14 protein-coding genes are annotated in these 18,316 nt (G+C 66.4%); 8 read left to right on the top strand and 6 right to left on the bottom strand.

The annotated features are described in order from the left end of the window. Positions 1-2 precede the first annotated feature (2 nt). Together BDOA9_RS01065 and BDOA9_RS01070 are read left to right on the top strand one after the other, a co-directional pair. Entirely contained in the window at positions 3-1,151 is a 1,149-nt protein-coding gene (locus BDOA9_RS01065) for an acyl-CoA dehydrogenase family protein (RefSeq protein ID WP_025032096.1), read from the top strand. A gap of 13 nt (positions 1,152-1,164) precedes the next feature. Beyond that, positions 1,165-2,361, top strand: coding sequence for an acyl-CoA dehydrogenase family protein (locus BDOA9_RS01070; protein ID WP_025032097.1), 1,197 nt, complete (start codon positions 1,165-1,167; stop codon positions 2,359-2,361). A gap of 119 nt (positions 2,362-2,480) precedes the next feature. On the opposite strand, the gene BDOA9_RS01075 is transcribed toward BDOA9_RS01070, so the two are convergent. The 4 genes from BDOA9_RS01075 to BDOA9_RS01090 all read right to left on the bottom strand — a co-directional run bounded on the left by BDOA9_RS01075 (position 2,481) and on the right by BDOA9_RS01090 (position 8,104). Next, entirely contained in the window at positions 2,481-4,805 is a 2,325-nt protein-coding gene (locus BDOA9_RS01075; RefSeq protein WP_025032098.1) for a xanthine dehydrogenase family protein molybdopterin-binding subunit, read from the bottom strand. Positions 4,806-4,930: 125 nt separating this feature from the next. Further along, on the bottom strand, positions 4,931-6,037 hold the full coding sequence (locus BDOA9_RS01080; protein ID WP_025032099.1) for a S1C family serine protease: 1,107 nt from the start codon (positions 6,035-6,037) through the stop codon (positions 4,931-4,933). Positions 6,038-6,201: 164 nt separating this feature from the next. Then, positions 6,202-7,077 carry a dihydrodipicolinate synthase family protein gene (locus tag BDOA9_RS01085; protein ID WP_025032100.1) on the bottom strand — a complete coding sequence of 292 codons (876 nt, stop codon included), beginning with the start codon at positions 7,075-7,077 and terminating at the stop codon, positions 6,202-6,204. Between the two features lie 61 nt (positions 7,078-7,138). Next, a complete protein-coding gene (locus BDOA9_RS01090) occupies positions 7,139-8,104 on the bottom strand; it encodes a VOC family protein (protein ID WP_025032101.1) in 966 nt (321 codons plus the stop codon). 201 nt (positions 8,105-8,305) lie between these two features. Between BDOA9_RS01090 and BDOA9_RS01095 the strand changes: the two genes are divergently transcribed. Together BDOA9_RS01095 and BDOA9_RS01100 are read left to right on the top strand one after the other, a co-directional pair. Beyond that, entirely contained in the window at positions 8,306-9,172 is an 867-nt protein-coding gene (locus BDOA9_RS01095) for a S1C family serine protease (RefSeq protein ID WP_025032102.1), read from the top strand. Then, positions 9,169-9,540, top strand: coding sequence for a response regulator transcription factor (locus BDOA9_RS01100; RefSeq protein ID WP_025032103.1), 372 nt, complete (start codon positions 9,169-9,171; stop codon positions 9,538-9,540). The genes BDOA9_RS01095 and BDOA9_RS01100 overlap by 4 nt, the downstream gene beginning before the upstream one ends. 159 nt (positions 9,541-9,699) lie before the next feature. On the opposite strand, the gene BDOA9_RS01105 is transcribed toward BDOA9_RS01100, so the two are convergent. Continuing rightward, positions 9,700-12,036 carry a Tex family protein gene (locus BDOA9_RS01105; protein ID WP_025032104.1) on the bottom strand — a complete coding sequence of 779 codons (2,337 nt, stop codon included), beginning with the start codon at positions 12,034-12,036 and terminating at the stop codon, positions 9,700-9,702. 1,250 nt (positions 12,037-13,286) lie between these two features. On the opposite strand from BDOA9_RS01105, the gene BDOA9_RS01110 reads away from it, so the two are divergent. From BDOA9_RS01110 to BDOA9_RS39345, 3 genes are all read left to right on the top strand, one after another. After that, a complete protein-coding gene (locus BDOA9_RS01110; RefSeq protein ID WP_025032105.1) occupies positions 13,287-14,390 on the top strand; it encodes a ring-opening amidohydrolase in 1,104 nt (367 codons plus the stop codon). A 116-nt stretch (positions 14,391-14,506) separates the two neighbouring features. After that, entirely contained in the window at positions 14,507-15,982 is a 1,476-nt protein-coding gene (locus tag BDOA9_RS01115) for an amidase (RefSeq protein ID WP_025032106.1), read from the top strand. Between the two features lie 35 nt (positions 15,983-16,017). After that, the gene (locus tag BDOA9_RS39345; protein ID WP_025032107.1) at positions 16,018-16,899 is read left to right on the top strand and encodes a DUF1186 domain-containing protein; all 882 of its coding nucleotides are present in this window, start codon (positions 16,018-16,020) and stop codon (positions 16,897-16,899) included. 9 nt (positions 16,900-16,908) lie between these two features. Here BDOA9_RS39345 and BDOA9_RS01125 read toward each other — a convergent pair whose 3' ends face one another. Next, positions 16,909-17,229, bottom strand: coding sequence for a hypothetical protein (locus BDOA9_RS01125; RefSeq protein WP_025032108.1), 321 nt, complete (start codon positions 17,227-17,229; stop codon positions 16,909-16,911). A 133-nt stretch (positions 17,230-17,362) separates the two neighbouring features. On the opposite strand from BDOA9_RS01125, the gene BDOA9_RS01130 reads away from it, so the two are divergent. Continuing rightward, positions 17,363-18,271, top strand: a complete 909-nt coding sequence (locus tag BDOA9_RS01130; protein ID WP_025032109.1) for a PaaI family thioesterase — start codon at positions 17,363-17,365, stop codon at positions 18,269-18,271. Positions 18,272-18,316 lie beyond the last annotated feature (45 nt).

Raw genomic sequence — 18,316 nt, forward strand, 5'->3', positions numbered from 1 at the left:
CGATGGATCTCAATCTCAGTGACGAGCAAAAGTTGCTGCGCGAGAGCGCGGAACGGTTCGTGGCCGAGAGCTACGATGCCGAGCACCGCCGCAGGATGGCCAACGATCCGCTCGGCTTCAGCCCGGCCGTCTGGAAGCAATTCGCCGAGCTCGGCTGGCTGGCACTGCCGCTTCCCGAGGAGTTCGGCGGGCTCGGCGGCGGCGCGGTCGACATCGGCATCCTGATGGAGGCCTTCGGCCGCGGCCTCGTGTCGGAGCCTTATGTCGCTACAATCGTGCTCGGAGCCGCGCTGATCGCCAGATGCGGCACCAGCGAGCAGAAGCAGGCGAGCCTGCCCAAGGTGGCGGACGGATCGCTGAAGCTTGCCTTCGCGCATTCGGAGCGCGCATCACGTTTCGATCTTGCCAAGGTCACGACCAGCGCCAACAAGACGGCACAAGGCTGGCGCCTGTCCGGCAGCAAGATCGCCGTGCTCGACGGACATGCCGCCGACGAGATCATCGTCTCCGCCCATATCCACGACCATCGGGGCCCCTCGGGACGGATCGGCCTGTTCCTGGTGCAGGCGACCACGTCAGGTCTCGTCATCAGCGACTATGCGCGTCTCGGCGGCGGACGTGCCTGCAACATCGAGCTGTTCGACGCGCATCTGCCGGAAGACGCCCTGCTCGGCGACGGCAGCGACGCCCTGCCGGCGATCGAATGGGCGGTCGATCGCGCCATGGCCGCGTTAGGGGCGGAAGCTGTCGGCATCATGCAGACGCTGCTGGAGACGACGCTCGACTACACCAAGATCCGCAAACAATTCGGCCGGCCGCTCTCCGCCAACCAGGTGATCCGCCACCGCCTGGCCGACATGGCGATGCAGGTCGACGAGGCGCGTTCGATGGCGCTGCGGGCGGCGTTGAAGGCCGATAGCGCGCCGATCGAACGGGCCCGGGCGGCGTCGGGCGCGAAGGCGAAGATCGGCAAATGCGCGCGCTTCGTCGGCGAGCAGTCGATCCAGCTGCATGGCGGCATGGGCGTCACCGAGGAGCTCGAGGTCGGCGCCTATTTCAAGCGGCTGGTCGCCTTCGACACGCTGTTCGGCGGCAGCGCGCATCACTATGCCCGCCACGCCGAGCTCGGCCGCAGAGCCATCTCGGCCTAACAAGGAGCGCATCATGGACCTGTCGTTCAATGCCGAGGAGCGCGCCTTCCAGGACGAGGTGCGCGGATTCATCGCCAGGAACCTCACCGAGGAGATGAAGCGCGCGACCGCGCTGACGCCATCGGTGTTCTCCGACCCTGATATCGGCATGGCCTGGCAGCGCGCGCTCCACAAGCAGGGCTGGGGCGCGCCGGGCTGGCCGGTCGAATATGGCGGGCCGGACTGGACGCCGGCGCAGCGCTGGATCTTCGAGACCGAATGCGCGCGGGCCGGCGTGCCCAATGTGAATGTCATGGGCGTCAAGATGGTCGGACCCGTCATCATCGGGTTCGGCTCGCCCGAGCAGAAGAATTTCTACCTGCCGCGGATCCTCTCCGGCGAGGATTATTGGTGCCAGGGCTATTCCGAGCCGGGCTCCGGCTCCGATCTGTCGTCTCTCAAGACACGGGCGGTGCGCGACGGCGACGATTACATCATCAACGGCACCAAGATCTGGACCACGCACGCCCATCACGCCAACCGCATGTTCGCGCTGGTGCGCACCAGCGACGGGCCGCGGCAGCAGGACGGCATCAGCTTCATCCTGATCGATATGAAGACGCCGGGCATCACCACGCGCCCGATCCTGACCATCGGCGGCGACCACGAGGTCAACCAGGTGTTCTTCGACGACGTGCGCGTACCGGTGGCCAACCGGGTCGGCGAGGAAGGCAAGGGCTGGACCTACGGCAAATATCTGCTCGAGTTCGAGCGCGGCGCGGGCATCGCCTCGGCCAAGCTGCGCGAGGGACTCAAGGCCATCGCGGACCTCGCCGAGTCCGACCTCACGGGCCGCGCGATCGACAGCCCCGATATCGCAACGCGCATCTCCGAGGTCGAGGTCGACATCGACGCGCTGGAGATGACGGAGCTGCGCGTGCTCTCGGCGCTGCAGACCGGGCAAAATCCCGGCGCGGTTTCGTCGATCCTGAAGCTGCGCAACAGCGAGATCCGCCAGGCTGTGACGCGGTTAGGGGCGGACGTGATCGGCCATGACGCGCTCGCCGTCGAGCCGATGCGCCCGCTCTACAAGCTCAACCACGAGCCTGTTATCCCTGAGGAAATGCTGACGGTGGTGCCGGAATATCTCAACGGCCGCGCCTACACGATCTTCGGCGGCACCTCGGAGATCCAGCGCGACATCATCGCGAAGATGATGCTGGGGATTTGAGGGCTCGGCCTATCAGCCGTCATCGCGAGGAGTTCTTGCGACGAAGCAATCCAGAGTCCCCCCGCGGAAAGATTCTGGATTGCTTCGCTTCGCTCGCAATGACGGTGCACGTGGGAGTGCTACCCCGCCGCCTTCGCGTCCCTGATCGCCTGCCAGATCTTCTGCGGCGTCAGCGGCGTATTCAGCTGGGTGATGCCGAGCTCGGCGAGTGCGTCCATCACGCCGTTGGTGACGCAGGGCGGACCACCGATGGCGCCGGATTCGCCGCAGCCCTTGGCGCCGAGTGGATTGGTGCGGCAGGGCGCGGAATCGTCCAGCGTCACCACGATCGGCGGCACGTCGTCGGCACGCGGGATGCAGTAATCCTGGTAGCTCGCGGTCAGCAGCTGGCCGTCGGCATCGTAGGAGACGCCCTCATACAGCGCCTGGCCGATGCCTTGCGCCACGCCGCCGTGGATCTGGCCGGTGACCAGCATCGGGTTCACGGCGACGCCGACGTCGTCGACCGTGGTGTAGCGCACGACCTTGGAGACGCCGGTTTCGGGGTCGATCTCGACCTCGCAAATATGCGTGCCGTTGGGCCAGCTCGGCCCGTCGACCTCGCCTTCGGAATCGACGCTGAGCTTGGCGCCGCTCTCCTTCTCGGCGAGATCGAACAGGCTGATGCGGCGGTCGGTGCCGACGACCGTGAGCATGCCTCCCTGATATTCGATGTCCTCGACCGAGGTCTCCAGCACGTTCGCCGCCTTCTCGCGCGCCTTCTGGATCAGATCGTTGGAAGAGACCGCAACGGCCGTGCCGCCGACGAACAGAGAGCGCGAGCCGACGCTGCCGAAACCCATGGCAAGATCAGTGTCGCCCTGGACGACGTCGACCTTGTCCATGGGAATACCGAGCGTGTCGGAGATCATCTGGGTGTAGGTCGTCTGCAGCCCCTGCCCCATCGCCATGGTGCCGGAATGCAGCACGACGCGGCCTTGCGAGGTCGCTTGCAGCGTGACCTTTTCGGTGTGCGCGCGGCCGCCGGTCCACTCGATGTAGGAGGTGAGCCCGCGGCCGTAGAGCAGGCCCTTCTTCTTCGCCGCCTTCTTGCGCGCGGCAAAGCCGTCCCAGTCGGCAAGCTTCACGGCGCGGTCGAGCATGTGCGCGAAGGCGCCGGAATCGTAGACCTGGCCGGCCGCATTGGTGTAGGGCAGCTGCGCCGGCTTGATGTAGTTGGCTTTCCGGATCGCGCGCGGATCCATGCCAATCTTGCGTGCGGCGGCGTCGAACAGGCGCTCGACGATGAAGACCGCCTCGGGACGGCCGGCGCCGCGATAGGCCCCGACCGGCGCGGTGTGGGTCATCACGGTCTTCACTTCGAAATGCACCAGCGGCAGGTCGTAGACACCGGTCTGCACGAACGGCCCGAGCACCAGCGGGATGATATTGGCCGCGCCCGAGGAATAGGCCCCGGTGCAGCCGATCGACTTGACCCGATAGGCCAGCACCTTGCCCTTCTCGTCCAGCGCGAACGACGCCGTGGACGTGAGATCGCGGCCGTGGGTGCCGCCGACGAATTCGTCGGTGCGGTCGCCGCGCCAGCGGATCTTCTTGTTCAGCTTGGTCGCGGCGTAGGCGACGATGCCGTCTTCGGGATAGAGGTTGGTCTTCTGGCCGAAGCCGCCGCCGATGTCGCCGACCAGCACGCGCACGCTGTCCTTCGGGCGCTTGAGCACGGCTTCCGCCAGCACGTCGCGGGTCGAAGCAGGGGTCTGCGACTGCACGTGCAGCAGGAGGCGGCCGGTCTTCTTGTCGATCTCCGCGATGGTCGAGCGCGGCTCCATCGCGGACGGCACGAGGCGCTGGCTGACGATATCGAGCTCGACCGTATGCGCGGCCTTGGCGAAGGCCTCGTCGACCTTGACGGCATCGCCGTATGACATCGCGCCGACAATGTTGTCGGGCGCCTCCGGCCACACCACGGGCGCGCCGGGCTTTACGGCCTCGACGGGATCGACCACAGCGGGCTGCACGTCGTATTCGACCACGATCGCCTCGGCCGCATTCTGCGCCTCCGCGCGCGATGACGCCACCACCGCGGCCACGGCCTCGCCGGCATAGCGCACGACCTCGTGGGCGAGCAGCCGGCGCGGCGGCACCGTCATCGGCGTGCCGTCCGGGCGCTTGAAGATGCTCAAGGTCGGGATGGTGCCGATATCGTCCTTGATCAGATCCGCGCCAGTGTAGATCGCAGTGACGCCCGGCATCGAAGCCGCGGCGCTAGTGTCGATCGAGACGATCTTCGCGTGGGCATGCGGCGAGCGCAGCACGTGCAACCACAGCGCGCCGTCGGCCGGCTTGTCGTCGATGAACTGTCCCTTCCCGGTGAGCAGCCTCTGGTCTTCCAAACGCTTGACGGGCTGCCCCGCTCCGAAACGCAAATTGCCGGGAAGAATGTTCATTCCGCTGTATCCTCGAGATCGGGAAAACGACCGCGGCGGTTTTAACCGATTTTGCGCGCCAGACAACCGAGCCCCGGCACATCTGCAATGCGCATCAAGGCCCCTTGCGGGGGCGGATTGGGCGGCTAGGACCGGTCGATATCGACGATGCCGACATTGACATCGCGGCTGTCGGAGCCGCGCTTGACCGTGAGCCGGACGGTCTTTCCGGCCCCGGCCTGCTCGAGCGCATCGGTCAGGTCGGCAAGGCGCCGCACCGGCTTGCCTTCGGCCGCGGTGATGATGTCTCCGACCGCGCCCGTCGAAAAGTTGACGCCGCGAATGCCGGCTCGCTCGGCAGGACTGCCGGGGGCGGTGCGCACCACGATCACCCCCTCGACGCCAAGCCGCGTCGCGACATCCTCGCCGGCGGCGACGATGCCAATGCCAGGGGTCGGCACCCGGCCATTGCGGATCAGCTCGGGCACGATCCGGTTCACGACGTCGACCGGCACCGCGAAGCCGATGCCGGCGTTCGATCCGGACGGCGAGATGATCGCGGTCGTGACGCCGATCAGCCGGCCGGCGGAATCCAATAGCGGCCCGCCCGAATTGCCGGGGTTGATCGCGGCATCGGTCTGGATGACGTTGGCGATCTCCCGGCCGCCATGGGTCGGGAGCCGGCGCTTCAGCGCGCTGATGATGCCGGAGGTCATCGACTGATCCAGCCCGAAGGGATTGCCGATCGCGAAGGCGGATTGCCCGACCTTCAGGTCGTTCGAACTGCCGAGCGCGATCGGCGCTGGAAGCTGGCGCACGCTGCGGATGCGCAGCACCGCGAGATCGTAATTGGGCGCCGTGCCGACCAGGTCGACCTGGGCCACTTCTCCCGAGGCAAAGCGCACGGCGATCTCGCCGCCACTGGCGATGACGTGATTGTTCGTCACCAGATGACCGTCGCGGTCCCAGACGAATCCCGTGCCGGAAGCGCCACCACCGCCCTGGCTCTCCTCGCCCATGAGAGGACTTGCCGCCGACCTGACCGCAACCTGAACGACCGACGGCGACACGCGCTCGAAGATGTCGATGGTCGCCTTCTCGCCGTCCGACAGCGGGCCGCGTTGCTCGACGGCACGTGCGGAGGGCGCCGCCCATGGGACATACGAGACGGGGACATGCAGGATCTTCGCGGCCGTGACGGCGAGCAGCAGGGCGGCGAAGGCTGCCGCGGCAATCGCATAGCGACGATTCATTGGTGATCACCGTGTCTTGTGCTGAATGCGGGCCCTGAGATGCACGTGCATGGAGCGGCAGGATCTCGCTTACGCAGCAACGTCGCAAACGGGCGGAAGTTTCTTAACTGCGCAGGTGGGTCGCTTTTTTGGCTCCCGCACGGGGCATATTGCCGCGTGGCGAGCTATTCCAGCTCGCGCAGCGCCGTTTCCACGATTTTGCGCGCCTCGGCGGTCAGCGGGGCCTGCGGCGGGACGGGGTCGCCGACGTCATAGCCCTGGATCGCAAGGCCGGCCTTGATGCAGGCCGCGAGGTTGAAGCGGGCGAAGGCCTCGTTGATCCGCCACAGCCGGCGCTGCAGCGCCATGGCCTCGTCCCAGCGGGCGGCCTTGCTGAGCTCGTAGAGCATCACGCTCTGGCGCGGGATGATGCAGGCAGGTCCCGCCATCCAGCCGCGGCCGCCGATCAGCATCACCGCGGCCGGAATATGGGCGGACGCCGAGAACACGCGCAAGGAATCGCCGCAGCGGTTCATGATCGAGAGCAGCCGGCCGGTGTTGGTCGAGGCATCCTTGATGTAGCCGATGCGCGGATGCTCGGCGAGGCGCGCGATGAGGTCGAGGGTGAGATCGGAGCGCTGGAATTGCGGATTGGTGTAGATGACGACGGGAATGTCGACGGCATCGGCGATGGCGCGGAAATAGGATTCGACCTGCGCATCAGCCAGCGGGAAATACGCCTCCAGGATCGCCAGGATGCCGTCGGCGCCGAGCTTCTGATACGTTCTCGCCTGCGCCACCGCATCCGCGGTCGAGGTGGAGGCGACACCGGCGACAACCGGCACGCGACCTTTCGCTGCCTCGATCGTGGTCTCCACGATCGCGGTGCGCTGCGCGGCATCGAGATAGGCGAATTCGCCGGTCGAGCCCAGCGGCGTCAGCCCGTGCACGCCGGCGCCGATCAGGTCGTCGCAGAGTTTTGCCAGTACGTTGGTTCGCACCGTGCCATCGGCATCGACGGGTGAGACGAGATAGGGAAAGACGCCGTGGAATTCGGACATGTCGGAGGCTTCCGGAAAGCTGCTGGCACCCCACGGGTATTAGCAATGCCCGCCCCGGCGATCAAACCTTGAGCAGGCGTACCCGCGTGCCCCAGGGATCGACCGCCTCGACCCCATCCGCGAGCGCGGTGACTTTCGCTCCGCCCTTGCGCAGGCGTTCTTCCTGCGCGGCGAGCAGCTCCGGCTTCGCCATCACCAGCGAGAACCAGGCAAGACCGGTCATCTGATCGTCGCGCTGGCCGGCGCCCTGGCTCTGCCAGACGTTCATGCCGAGGTGATGGTGGTAGCGGCCCGACGCCAGGAACGCTGCGCCGTTGCGGCGCCGAGTCGGGTCGAGGCCGATCGTGCCGTGATAGAAGCTCTCGGCCTGGGCGAGATCGCCGACCCGCAGATGCATGTGGCCGATGCGCATGCCCTCCGGTGCCTTGGCGTAATCAGGCACGCGCGGGTTGGTCAGCGACAACAGGTCGGGAATGTTGAGCTCATCGGTCGCCATCTTGACGCTGCCCTCGCTCCATTGCCATTGCGAGGGGTCGCGGTCGGCATAGACCTCGATGCCGTTGCCTTCGGGGTCGTCGAGATAGACGGATTCGGAGACGAGGTGATCGGCGAAGCCCGACAACGGGACGCGGTGCGAGGCGGCGTGCACAAGCCAGCGCGCCAGGTCCTTGCGCGTCGGCATCAGGAACGCGGTGTGGTAGAGGCCGGCGGCGTTGCGCGGCTCGATCGCGGCATCGGGCCGAGCCTCCAGCACCAGCAGCGTGAGGCCTGATGTACCGAGCCTGGCTGAGGCGGCCGAGCGCTCCATCACGGTGAGGCCGATCACGTCGCGGTAATAGTCCGCAACCTTGTCGAGATTCCTCACCCGAAGCGTGACCATGCCGACCCGCATCGGCGTGCGGCTGGCAAAGGTCGGGCCGCCGCCCTGCGCTGTGCCCTCGGCACGGGCCGCGGCCGCGGCGGCCATCGCGAGCGAGGTGGCGCCGGCGAGCTGCAGCAGGGTGCGGCGGGTGAGGTCGATGGTCATCGGTCGGGGCTCGCTGAAATGGTTGAGGCCGTGGGGCGCAATGTCGGGCCGATTGCTACACGTTCGCGTGAGGGGCTCCCAATCACATGTTCGTCGGCCGTGTTCCTACGGAGGCCCGGCCATCCGCCACGTCCTGGCCAACCGGCCAGTTTCGCAAGCGCCTGCGAGGTCCCAAATTGAGGGCAGCTACAGGAGCCTGCCATGACCGATTCAACTCCGCTGTCTTCGCTATCGTCCGCGCTTGCAGACATTGTGGCGCGCACCGCGCCGTCCGTCGTCTCCGTCTATTCGCATCGCTCGCGCGCGACCGGCTTTGCCTGGAAGCCCGGCCTGATCGTCACCGCCGATGAGGCGCTGGCCGACGAGGGCGCGGTCGAGATCGGCCTTGCGGACGGCGGCACAGCGGCCGCTGCGATCGTCGGCCGCGACCATACGACCGATATCGCGCTCTTGCGCATGGAGGCCGCCATCGCGCCGGTCAAGCTCGCCGCAACCGTCCCGCCGCTGGGCGCCTTGTCGGTCGTGGTCGCGACCAATCGGGAGACACCGAGCGCGGCGCTCGGGATGGTGTCGGCGTCCGGCAAGAGCTGGCGCTCCTTGCGCGGCGGCGACATCGACGCGCGGATCGAGCTCGACGTCCGCCTCCGCGGCAGCCAGCAGGGCGGGCTCGCGCTCGATGCGTCGGGCGAAGCCTTCGGCATGGCCGTGCTCGGACCGCGGCGTGTGCTGGTGATCCCGACCGCGACGATCGAGCGTGTCGCGCCGCAGCTCGAGGCGCGCGGCCGCATCGCGCGCGGCTATCTCGGCCTCGGGCTGCAGCCGGTGCGGCTCGACGACGGTATCGGCGCCATGGTGATGAATGTCGACAAGACCGGGCCTTCGGCCGCGGCCGGCATTCGCCAGGGCGACGTGATCGTGGCGGTCAACGGCCAGAAACTGTCGGGCGTGCGCGCATTGTCGCGGACGCTGGGACCTGCGAGCGTCGGAGCGGTGGTCGACATCGCCGTACACCGTGGCGGCGAGCCGGTCAGCTTCGAGGTCACGGTCGGCGAAAGGCCGGAGGCGTGAGCGCGGACAGCACGGCCGAGATCGTGCTCGCCCTCGAGATCGACGATCCCGCCCTCGCCGATCGCCTGTCGGCCCTGCTCGGCAATGTCGGCGGGATTCGCCTCGCCGCCCCCGGCGAGCATGCGGCCGCGACGATCGTCGCCCGCGATCCGCGCATCAGCCCTGCGGACATCGCGCTGACGCAGCGCGAGCTCGACGTGCTGGCGCTGATGGCCGAGGGCGCCTCCAACAAGATGATCGCGCGGCAGCTCGGCATCTCCGTGCACACCGTGAAATTCCACGTCGGCTCGCTGCTCGACAAGCTCGACGCCACCGGCCGCACCGATGCAGTGGCGCATGCGGCGCGGCGCGGCGTGATCGAGCTTTGAGGGGCAACGCACCACTCTCTCCGCGTCATTGCGAGCGCAGCGAAGCAAATCCAGACTCTTTCCGCGGAGGGATTCTGGATTGCTTCGCTGCGCTCGCAATGACGTGGATAGGACGCGATCCTGCCTCTCCGCGCTCTTCTGCGGAGAGAGCTCCGGAACTCACGCCCGCTTGCCGTTGTTCTTCTCAGCCGCGCGGCGCAGCGCTTCGGCGAGTGCGCCGCCGCCCGAGGACTCCTGCTTGCGCGGCGCGGACGATGTCATGCGTGACGGGTTGCGCTGATTGTTGTCGCGCTGCATGCCGGGGGCGTCCTTCTTTGCGCCGACCTCGTCGTCGAGGCGCAGCGTCAGCGAGATGCGCTTGCGGGCGACCTCGAAGTCCAGCACCTTCACCTTGACGATGTCGCCGGGCTTCACCACCTCGCGCGGATCCTTGATGTAGGTCTTGGACATCGCCGAGATGTGCACGAGGCCGTCCTGGTGCACGCCGATGTCGACGAAGGCGCCGAAGGCGGCGACGTTGGTCACGGTGCCCTCGAGGATCATGCCCTTCTTGAGATCCTTGATCTCCTCGACGCCTTCCTTGAACACCGCCGCCTTGAACGCAGGGCGCGGGTCGCGGCCGGGCTTTTCCAGCTCACGCAGGATGTCGGTGACGGTCGGCAGGCCGAAGGTCTCGTCGACAAAATCCTTCGGCTTCAAGGTACGCACAACATCGCTGTTGCCGATCAGCGCCTTGATGTCGCTCCTGGTCGCTTCGAGAATCCGGCGCACCACGGGATAGGCTTCCGGATGCACGCCGGAGGCGTCGAGCGGATCCTCGCCGCCCAGGATCCGCAGGAAGCCCGCGCACTGCTCGAACGCCTTCGGCCCGAGCCGCGGCACGTCCTTGAGCGCCTTGCGCGACTTGAACGGGCCGTTGGCGTCGCGATGCGCCACGATGCTCGCGGCAAGGCCGGAGCCGACGCCCGAGACGCGCGCCAGCAGCGGCGCGGAGGCGGTGTTGACGTCGACGCCGACCGCGTTCACGCAATCCTCGACCACGGCATCGAGCGATTTGGCCAGCTTGGCCTGGCCAAGGTCGTGCTGATACTGGCCGACGCCGATCGCCTTGGGCTCGATCTTGACGAGCTCGGCGAGCGGGTCCTGCAGGCGCCGCGCGATCGAGACAGCGCCGCGCAGGGTGACGTCGAGGCCGGGCAGCTCCTCCGAGGCGAAGGCCGAGGCCGAATAGACCGATGCGCCGGCTTCGGACACCACGATCTTGTTCATCTTCAGCTCGGGCAAACCTTTGACCAGCTCGGTCGCGAGCTTGTCGGTCTCGCGCGAGGCGGTGCCGTTGCCGATCGCGATCAGCTCGACCTTGTGCTTGATCGCAAGCCGGCCGAGGGTCGCCAGCGACTCGTTCCACTGCCGCTGCGGCTCGTGCGGATAGATCGCGGTGGTGTCGACCACCTTGCCGGTGGCATCGACGACGGCGACCTTCACGCCGGTGCGATAGCCGGGATCGAGCCCCATGGTGACGCGGGTGCCGGCGGGCGCGGCCAGCAGCAGGTCGCGCAGGTTCGAGGCGAACACGCGCACGGCCTCGGTCTCGGCCGAATTCCACAGCCGCATGCGCAGGTCGATATTGAGATGCACCTGGATCTTGGTGCGCCAGGCCCAGCGCACGGTGTCGATCAGCCAGCGGTCGCCGGCGCGCTTGAGGTCGGCGATGCCGAACCGCTTCATGATCTTCAATTCATAGGCGCTCGGCACGCCCGGCGGCGGCGCTTCCGCCTCGGGCTGAATCTGCAGGTCGAGAATCTCTTCCTTCTCGCCGCGGAACATCGCGAGGATGCGGTGCGAGGGCAGTTTTGTCAGCGGCTCGGAGAAATCGAAATAGTCGGCGAATTTCTCGCCCTCGGTCTTCTTGCCGTCGCGCACCTTCGAGGCCATTCGCGCATTGGTCCACATCTCCTCGCGCAGCGCCCCGATCAGGTCGGCGTCCTCGTCGAAGCGTTCGACCAGGATGGCGCGGGCGCCGTCGAGCGCGGCAGCGGCATCCGCGACGCCCTTCTCGGCGTTGATGAAGCTTTCCGCCACGACCTTGGGATCATTGCCGGGCTCCGCCAGCAGTTGATTGGCGAGCGGCTCGAGGCCGGCTTCCTTGGCGATCTCCGCCTTGGTGCGGCGCTTCGGCTTGAACGGCAGATAGATGTCCTCAAGGCGGGCCTTGCTGTCGGCGGCCAGAATCGAGGCCTCGAGCGCCGCATCGAGCTTGCCCTGCTCGCGGACCGATTCGAGGATGGCCTTGCGGCGGTCCTCGAGCTCGCGCAGGTAGACCAGGCGCTCCTCCAGGGTGCGCAATTGCGCATCGTCGAGCGCACCGGTCGCTTCCTTGCGGTAGCGGGCGATGAAGGGAACCGTGGCGCCGCCGTCGAGCAGCGTCACCGCCGCCTCGACCTGCTCGGCACGAACCCCAAGCTCCTGCGCAATCTTATGGTTGATGTTGGCCACGCGAGATTCCCTCTATTCCCAAGCACGCAAGCGCGGGGGCGAACCACCGGCCGCGGGACGCCGCTTATGGACCAACAAAGGTTGATTCATCAAGGTGCGCCGCGCAATCGTCGACAGAGGATTTTTTTGCTCGACCGATGCGATCTCGCCACATTCGTCGATTTGCGGCCGCGCTCCCGTGTCCCGGACGCGCCGCAGCGCGCCAGCGATGCGGTGCAGAGCCGGGCACGAGAGCGGGGGTTCAGGATTGTCTCTCTCCTCCTCGTCATTGCGAGCGCAGCGAAGCAATCCAGAATCCCTCGGCGGAACGACTCTGGATTGCTTCGCTGCGCTCGCAATGACGGAGTATGAGGCGATAGCTCGCTCGCCAAGTGGCGCTGTCATTCCCCGCGAAGGCGGGGAATCCAGTACGCTGCGGCCCCTCGGTTGAATCAAAGCCATCACGGCGCACTGGATCGCCCGGTCAATCCGGGCGATGACACCGAGTGTGTGGACATGCCTTCGCATCCTCGCGGCTCATATCGCCCGAGCTTTGCCTGGTCACTCCACCCCCATTGTCAGAGGGCGCAGGGAAGACCGGGTGCCGGCCGGGCACCCACGGTCCACTGTGCGAAGGTTGCGCTACAAGAGGCTGCACAGCGGCATACAGGTGAAGCCAAACATCCGGCCTTCCCTGCGCAGTGGTTTTACGGCTTATGCCGAGCTCTCCCCGGGGAGCGATGCACTATTGCCCCCGTCGCCTTGCCGATAACTGACGCGCGCACCCGGTTGGGCCGCCACATCACCGCAAGACTTGACGCACAGACCCCGGGCGTCAGGACGACACGGTTTTGCCGTACGCTGATCACACCGGTCGTGTGCGCGAGGTATTTCGCTCACGGTTGCCCGCCCTGCAAAACCCTTCGCGCCGGTGTAACTGGCGTCCACCACGGCTCACCCCACGTTCGTGACGATCGCGATACGCCCCTCTGACCGGGATGAGGTGGCGGGAGAATGCGATAAATCAGAAATTCTGTAAAGACGAATATTTTCACGACTGCGGATTGACCCGCCGATCGGGTGTTTTGCCTGTCGGGCAACGCAAGATCTTGTAGGGCGGAATGGCCGAAGGCGTCATCCGCCGCTTTGGTCCCGCGGGGACAGAGGAGGCGGATTACGCTTCGCTAATCCGCCCTACGCACTTGCACCTTGACACACGCACCCGTTCCACGGCTGGTGGGCCCGCCGGGCCACCGAACCAAGGACCAATCATGCGTACGACATCGGTCGACGTCTTCAGGATCGCCACCGCCGGCCCCGGCGACGTCTCCGGCCTGATGGACCTGATCGTTTCAGGCGCGATCGATCCGGCGTCCATTCTAGCCGTTCTCGGCAAGACCGAGGGCAATGGCGGTGTCAACGATTTTACCCGGGAATACGCGGTGGCCGCGCTGTGCACAGCGCTGGCGCCAAAGCTCGGCCTGTCGCCGGAGGCAGTCGAGCAGCGGATCGCCTTCGTGATGTCCGGCGGTACCGAGGGCGTGCTGAGCCCGCACGTCACGGTGTTCACGCGCCACAGGGACGAGCGCCCGGCGGGCGTCTCCGGCAAGCGCCTCAGCATCGGCATGGCGCAGACGCGGGATTTTCTGCCGGAAGAGCTCGGGCGTTCTGCGCAGATCGTCGAGACAGCCAGGGCCGTGCAGGCTGCGATGGCCGATGCCGACATCGGGGATTCCGCGGATGTTCATTTCGTGCAGATCAAGTGCCCGCTGCTGACCAGCGAGCGTGTTGCGGCGGCCAATGCGCGCGGCAACACGACGGCGACGACAAATGCTTACAGCTCGATGGCCTATTCGCGCGGTGCGTCTGCGCTCGGCGTTGCGGTCGCGCTCGGCGAGATCGGTGCCGACGTCGGCGACGAGGACGTGCTGCGGCGCTATGATCTGTTCTCCAAGGTGGCCTCGACCTCGTCGGGGATCGAGCTGATGCACAACGTCGTCATCGTGCTCGGCAATTCGGTATCTTCAGCGAGCGAGTTCGAGATCGGGCATGCCGTGATGGAGGATGCCATCGATGCGACGGCGGTGACCGCGGCATTGGAGAGCGTCGGGCTTGGTGCAAATCCGCAAGCGGGCCGCACGCTCGTCAACATCTTCGCCAAGGCGGAGGCCTCTCCCGACGGCACCGTGCGCGGCCTCCGCCACACCATGCTCGAGGACACCGACATCAGCTCGACACGCCACGCGCGCGCAGCGGTCGGCGGCCTGATCGCGGGCCTTGCCGGGACCGGTGCAGTCTACGTCTCCGGCGGCGCCGAGCATCAGGGGCCGGCCGGCGGCGGCCCGGTTGCAGCGATCGCGCGACTGTCGGATTGATAACCAGCAGCCCGACCTGTCCGCCCCACGCAACCCTGCCCCTCGCAGCGGCTCGGTTGATTCACGCGGGCCGTTGCGAAAAAGGTGACGCCGCGACCTCAAGGGGATTTGACTTCATGACTTTGCCGATGAGCTGGAATGAATGGGCGCAGCACGACGGCGTCGCGCTGGCGGGGCGCGTCCGCAAGGGCGAGCTGACGGCAAAGGAGCTGGCGCGCATGGCCGCCGCGGGCGTTGCCAAGGTCAATCCGGCGCTGTCGGGCGTGGTCGAACTGTTCGAGGACGTGATCGCCGATCCCGCCAAGGACGGCGCCAATCTCGCAGGTCCCTTCGCCGGCCTGCCCTTCCTGATGAAGGACTTAGGACCGACCATGAAGGGCCGGCTGCAGGAGATGGGCTCGCTGCTGATGCGCGGCAATCGCGCCAGCGCCGACACGTTCCTCACCGGTAAATTCCGGCAGGCGGGGCTCAATTTGATCGGACGCACCACGACGCCGGAATTCGGCGTGTGCTCGTCGGCCGACAACCCGGCCGTCTACGTCACGCGCAATCCCTGGAATACCGACTACACCACCTGCGGCTCGTCGGCGGGCAGCGCCGCGATGGTCGCGGCGGGCGTGGTGCCGATCGCGCATGCGACCGACGGCGGCGGCTCGATCCGCATTCCCGCCGGCGTCAACGGCAATATCGGGCTGAAGGTCTCGCGCGGCGTGTTCTCGCTGGCGCCGCACATGTCCGACCTCACCGGCCTCGTCTCGATCCAGGGCTGCCAGTCACGCAGCGTGCGCGACACCGCCGCCTTCGTCGATCATGCGCGCGGGCCTGCGCCCGGCGAGTTCATGCCGTTCTGGACCACGGCGCAGCCTTACACCGATATGATCAAGCGCGATCCCGGCAAGCTTCGCATCGCGCTATCGCACACATGGGGCAACTACAGCGCGGCGCCCGAGATCGCCACTGAACTCGAGAAAGCCGGACGCTTCCTCGAAGGCCTCGGCCATCACGTCGACTACGCGCTGCCGGAGATCGACCTCCCCGCCGCCTTCGAAGCGCAGACCACCTGCTACATCTCGAACTTTGCGGTGGTGATCTCCAACATGCTCGCCGCGCGCGGCCTCACGAGCCCGCCGGAGGATCTGATCGAGCCCATGAACATCCGCATCTGGGAAGCCGGGCGCCACACCAGCTTCGCCGAGCGGGCCAAGATGCAAGGCGTGTTCAACACGACCTCGCGCGGTTTCGGCAGCTTCTTCGAGCAATGGGACGTGATCCTGACGCCGATCACCGCGCTGCCGACGCCGAAGGTCGGCACAAAAGAATATCTCACCATCTCCGACAATCCCGATGTGCGCGACTGGTTCGACAATCTGTGGCGCTTCTTCGCCTTCACGCCGCTCGCCAATCTCTGCGGCATCCCCGCGATCTCGATGCCGATGGCGGCGCAAGACCACGGCCTGCCGCTCGGCATCCAGGCGATCGCCAAGCAGGCCAATGACGGCCTGCTCTTGCAGCTCGCCGCCCAGATCGAGCGCGCCCTCGACGGCAAGTGGAACGGCGGCAAGACCGCGAAGGTGCACGTGACGAAGGGATGAGGTAACGTCACACTGAGCCGTCGGAGGAATTCGCGTTGGACGCTTTAGAGATTCTGGAGAGCCTCAACAAGGAAAAGGGTCTTCCCACAGAAGCGATCCAGGCGGCGAGGGCCCAGAAAGACTCGGTCATTCCCGTCTTCCTGCGGGCCTTCGAAGAGGTCGGATCGCCTGGTCGAACGAATTACGATGCAGCGCTGTTCTTCGCCTTCCACCTCCTTGGCGAATGGCGGGTGAATGCCGCCTACCCGGTGCTTGCGAATTTCCTGCGCAAGCCCCCCGACATTGTGGATGCGGTCCTGGGCGGTGCAGTCACCGAGACGACCCACCGCGTGATGGCCTCCGTCTTCGACGGCAATTTGCAGCCGCTGTGCAACATCATCCACGATGAAGATGCCGACGAATTCGTTCGCTCGCGCATGATCGAGGCGATCGTACTCTTGACCTTGCGTGGAGACGTATCGCGCGCCTGGTCCGAACAGTTCCTGCGCGAATGCTACGACCGGCTTCGGCCGCAAGATTGTTGTTACGTCTGGTCCGGCTGGCAGCAATCGATCGCCTGGCTCGGGCTCTCCAGCTTGAAGCCGCTGGTTGAAAGGGCCTTTGCGCAAGAATTCATCGCCAGATCCTGGCTTTCATATGCGGATTTCGAAGAAGATTTGCAGTACACGCTCGACAATCCCGATGCGCCGCCGTACCGCGCCGAGAAAGAGTTGACCTTATTCGACGACACGATTCTGGAACTGTCCACATGGGCGTCCTTCAAACCGGAGTCCCGTCCGAAGAAGCAACCGGCGCCAGTGACCTTCTATCATCCCGAACGCAATCCGTTTCTTGGCGTCGGCCGCAACGATCCCTGCCCCTGCGGCAGCGGAAAGAAGTTCAAAAAGTGCTGCTTGAACGCGGATCGCGCCAGCTGAAGTCCGATCTCAGTTCTTCACCGCCGGTATCTCCTCCGCCACCGGCTGCTTCTGACCCTGCTGATACATCGCCAGCGCCTTGTCGAGCGCTTCGCGCAGCGCCAGCGCTGCGGCGACGCTGCAACGCAAGTGCGCGGTCTGGACCACGTCGACCCTGACGGCGGCGCCGACCGGCATCAACAGGTTTGCGGCAAGCTCGATCTGGATCGCGCCATTGTGGTGGCCAAAGCAGGATGCGCCGTCGAAATAGATGATCGGCGCGCGCTCGGCACTGGAGGTGGAAATGGTGACGGGCCCCTGGGCGGTCGAGGGCGTTTCGGGGTCGGCCATGGGCGCTCCTTGCAGTTCATCGACGACGAAGCGCCCACCATCGGCGCTTCGGCGCGCCCTGTCGAGACCAAACCGCCCCGTACGCGGTCCATTCGGGGTTTTGCGCGGCCCGACACTGGTCTAGAACGTTGCCATGAGCACCAGATCGACCACGCTTGCCTTCGAGGAACTCGCCGACGCCGTCAAGGGCCGCCGCTCCGATTACGGCCATATCAGCGGGCTCCAGCTCGACCGCTTCGCGCCAGCCGAGGCGTGGTCCAGCCTGCCCTATCGTCCGGTCTTCGTCGGCGACACCGAGACCGGCGTGCTGCATGGCGGCGTGGTCACCGCGATGCTGGACGAGAGCTGCGGCATGGCGGTGCAACTTGCGCTCGACGGCACGCGCGCCATCGCAACCCTCGATCTACGTATCGACTACCAGAAGCCGGCGACGCCCGGCCTCGACATCAAGGCGCATTCGGTCTGCTACCGCACCACGCGCTCGATCGCCTTCGTGCGCTCCACCGCCTATCAGGAGTCCGAAGTCGATCCGGTCGCAACCGCGACCGCCTGCTTCATGATCGGCGCCAACCGCACCAACATGCTCGCCGACCGCCGGATGGATGCGCGCAGCATCCCGACGCTGGAGGCGCCGGAGGATCCGGACGGGCCGTTCGCGCGCAGCCCGTTCGCGCGCGCGCTCGGCATCCGCGTCAACGATGACGGCACGCTGACGATGCCGTTCTCGCCGCAGATCATCGGCAATCCGATCCTGCCCGCGATCCACGGCGGCATGACCGGCGCCTTCCTCGAGACCACGGCGATCATCGGAGTGGCGCGCGAGCTCGGCACTGCGGCGCCGCCCAAGCCAATCGGCCTCACCGTCAATTATCTGCGCTCCGGACGCGCGCTCGACACGTTTGCCGACGTCTCGATCGTGAAGCAGGGCCGACGCATCGTCGCCTTCGAGGCGCGGGCCTGGCAGGACGATGCGACCAAGCCGATCGCCACCGCTTTCGGCCACTTCATGCTGCGTCCGACGCCTGGAAGCGACGAGGAATAAGCTCATTTTGACTTGACGGCCGCAGTTCCGGCCACAACGATAGCG

The organism is Bradyrhizobium sp. DOA9 (genome assembly GCF_000617845.2).
Lineage (GTDB): Bacteria > Pseudomonadota > Alphaproteobacteria > Rhizobiales > Xanthobacteraceae > Bradyrhizobium.

Bases quoted from the DNA above. Each gene is read 5' to 3' on its own strand.
- BDOA9_RS01065 (WP_025032096.1), top strand. From the start codon at position 3: ATGGATCTCAATCTCAGTGACGAGCAAAAGTTGCTGCGCGAGAGCGCG.
- BDOA9_RS01070 (WP_025032097.1), top strand. From the start codon at position 1,165: ATGGACCTGTCGTTCAATGCCGAGGAGCGCGCCTTCCAGGACGAGGTG.
- BDOA9_RS01075 (WP_025032098.1), bottom strand. From the start codon at position 4,805: ATGAACATTCTTCCCGGCAATTTGCGTTTCGGAGCGGGGCAGCCCGTC.
- BDOA9_RS01080 (WP_025032099.1), bottom strand. From the start codon at position 6,037: ATGAATCGTCGCTATGCGATTGCCGCGGCAGCCTTCGCCGCCCTGCTG.
- BDOA9_RS01085 (WP_025032100.1), bottom strand. From the start codon at position 7,077: ATGTCCGAATTCCACGGCGTCTTTCCCTATCTCGTCTCACCCGTCGAT.
- BDOA9_RS01090 (WP_025032101.1), bottom strand. From the start codon at position 8,104: ATGACCATCGACCTCACCCGCCGCACCCTGCTGCAGCTCGCCGGCGCC.
- BDOA9_RS01095 (WP_025032102.1), top strand. From the start codon at position 8,306: ATGACCGATTCAACTCCGCTGTCTTCGCTATCGTCCGCGCTTGCAGAC.
- BDOA9_RS01110 (WP_025032105.1), top strand. From the start codon at position 13,287: ATGCGTACGACATCGGTCGACGTCTTCAGGATCGCCACCGCCGGCCCC.
- BDOA9_RS01115 (WP_025032106.1), top strand. From the start codon at position 14,507: ATGACTTTGCCGATGAGCTGGAATGAATGGGCGCAGCACGACGGCGTC.
- BDOA9_RS01125 (WP_025032108.1), bottom strand. From the start codon at position 17,229: ATGGCCGACCCCGAAACGCCCTCGACCGCCCAGGGGCCCGTCACCATT.
- BDOA9_RS01130 (WP_025032109.1), top strand. From the start codon at position 17,363: ATGAGCACCAGATCGACCACGCTTGCCTTCGAGGAACTCGCCGACGCC.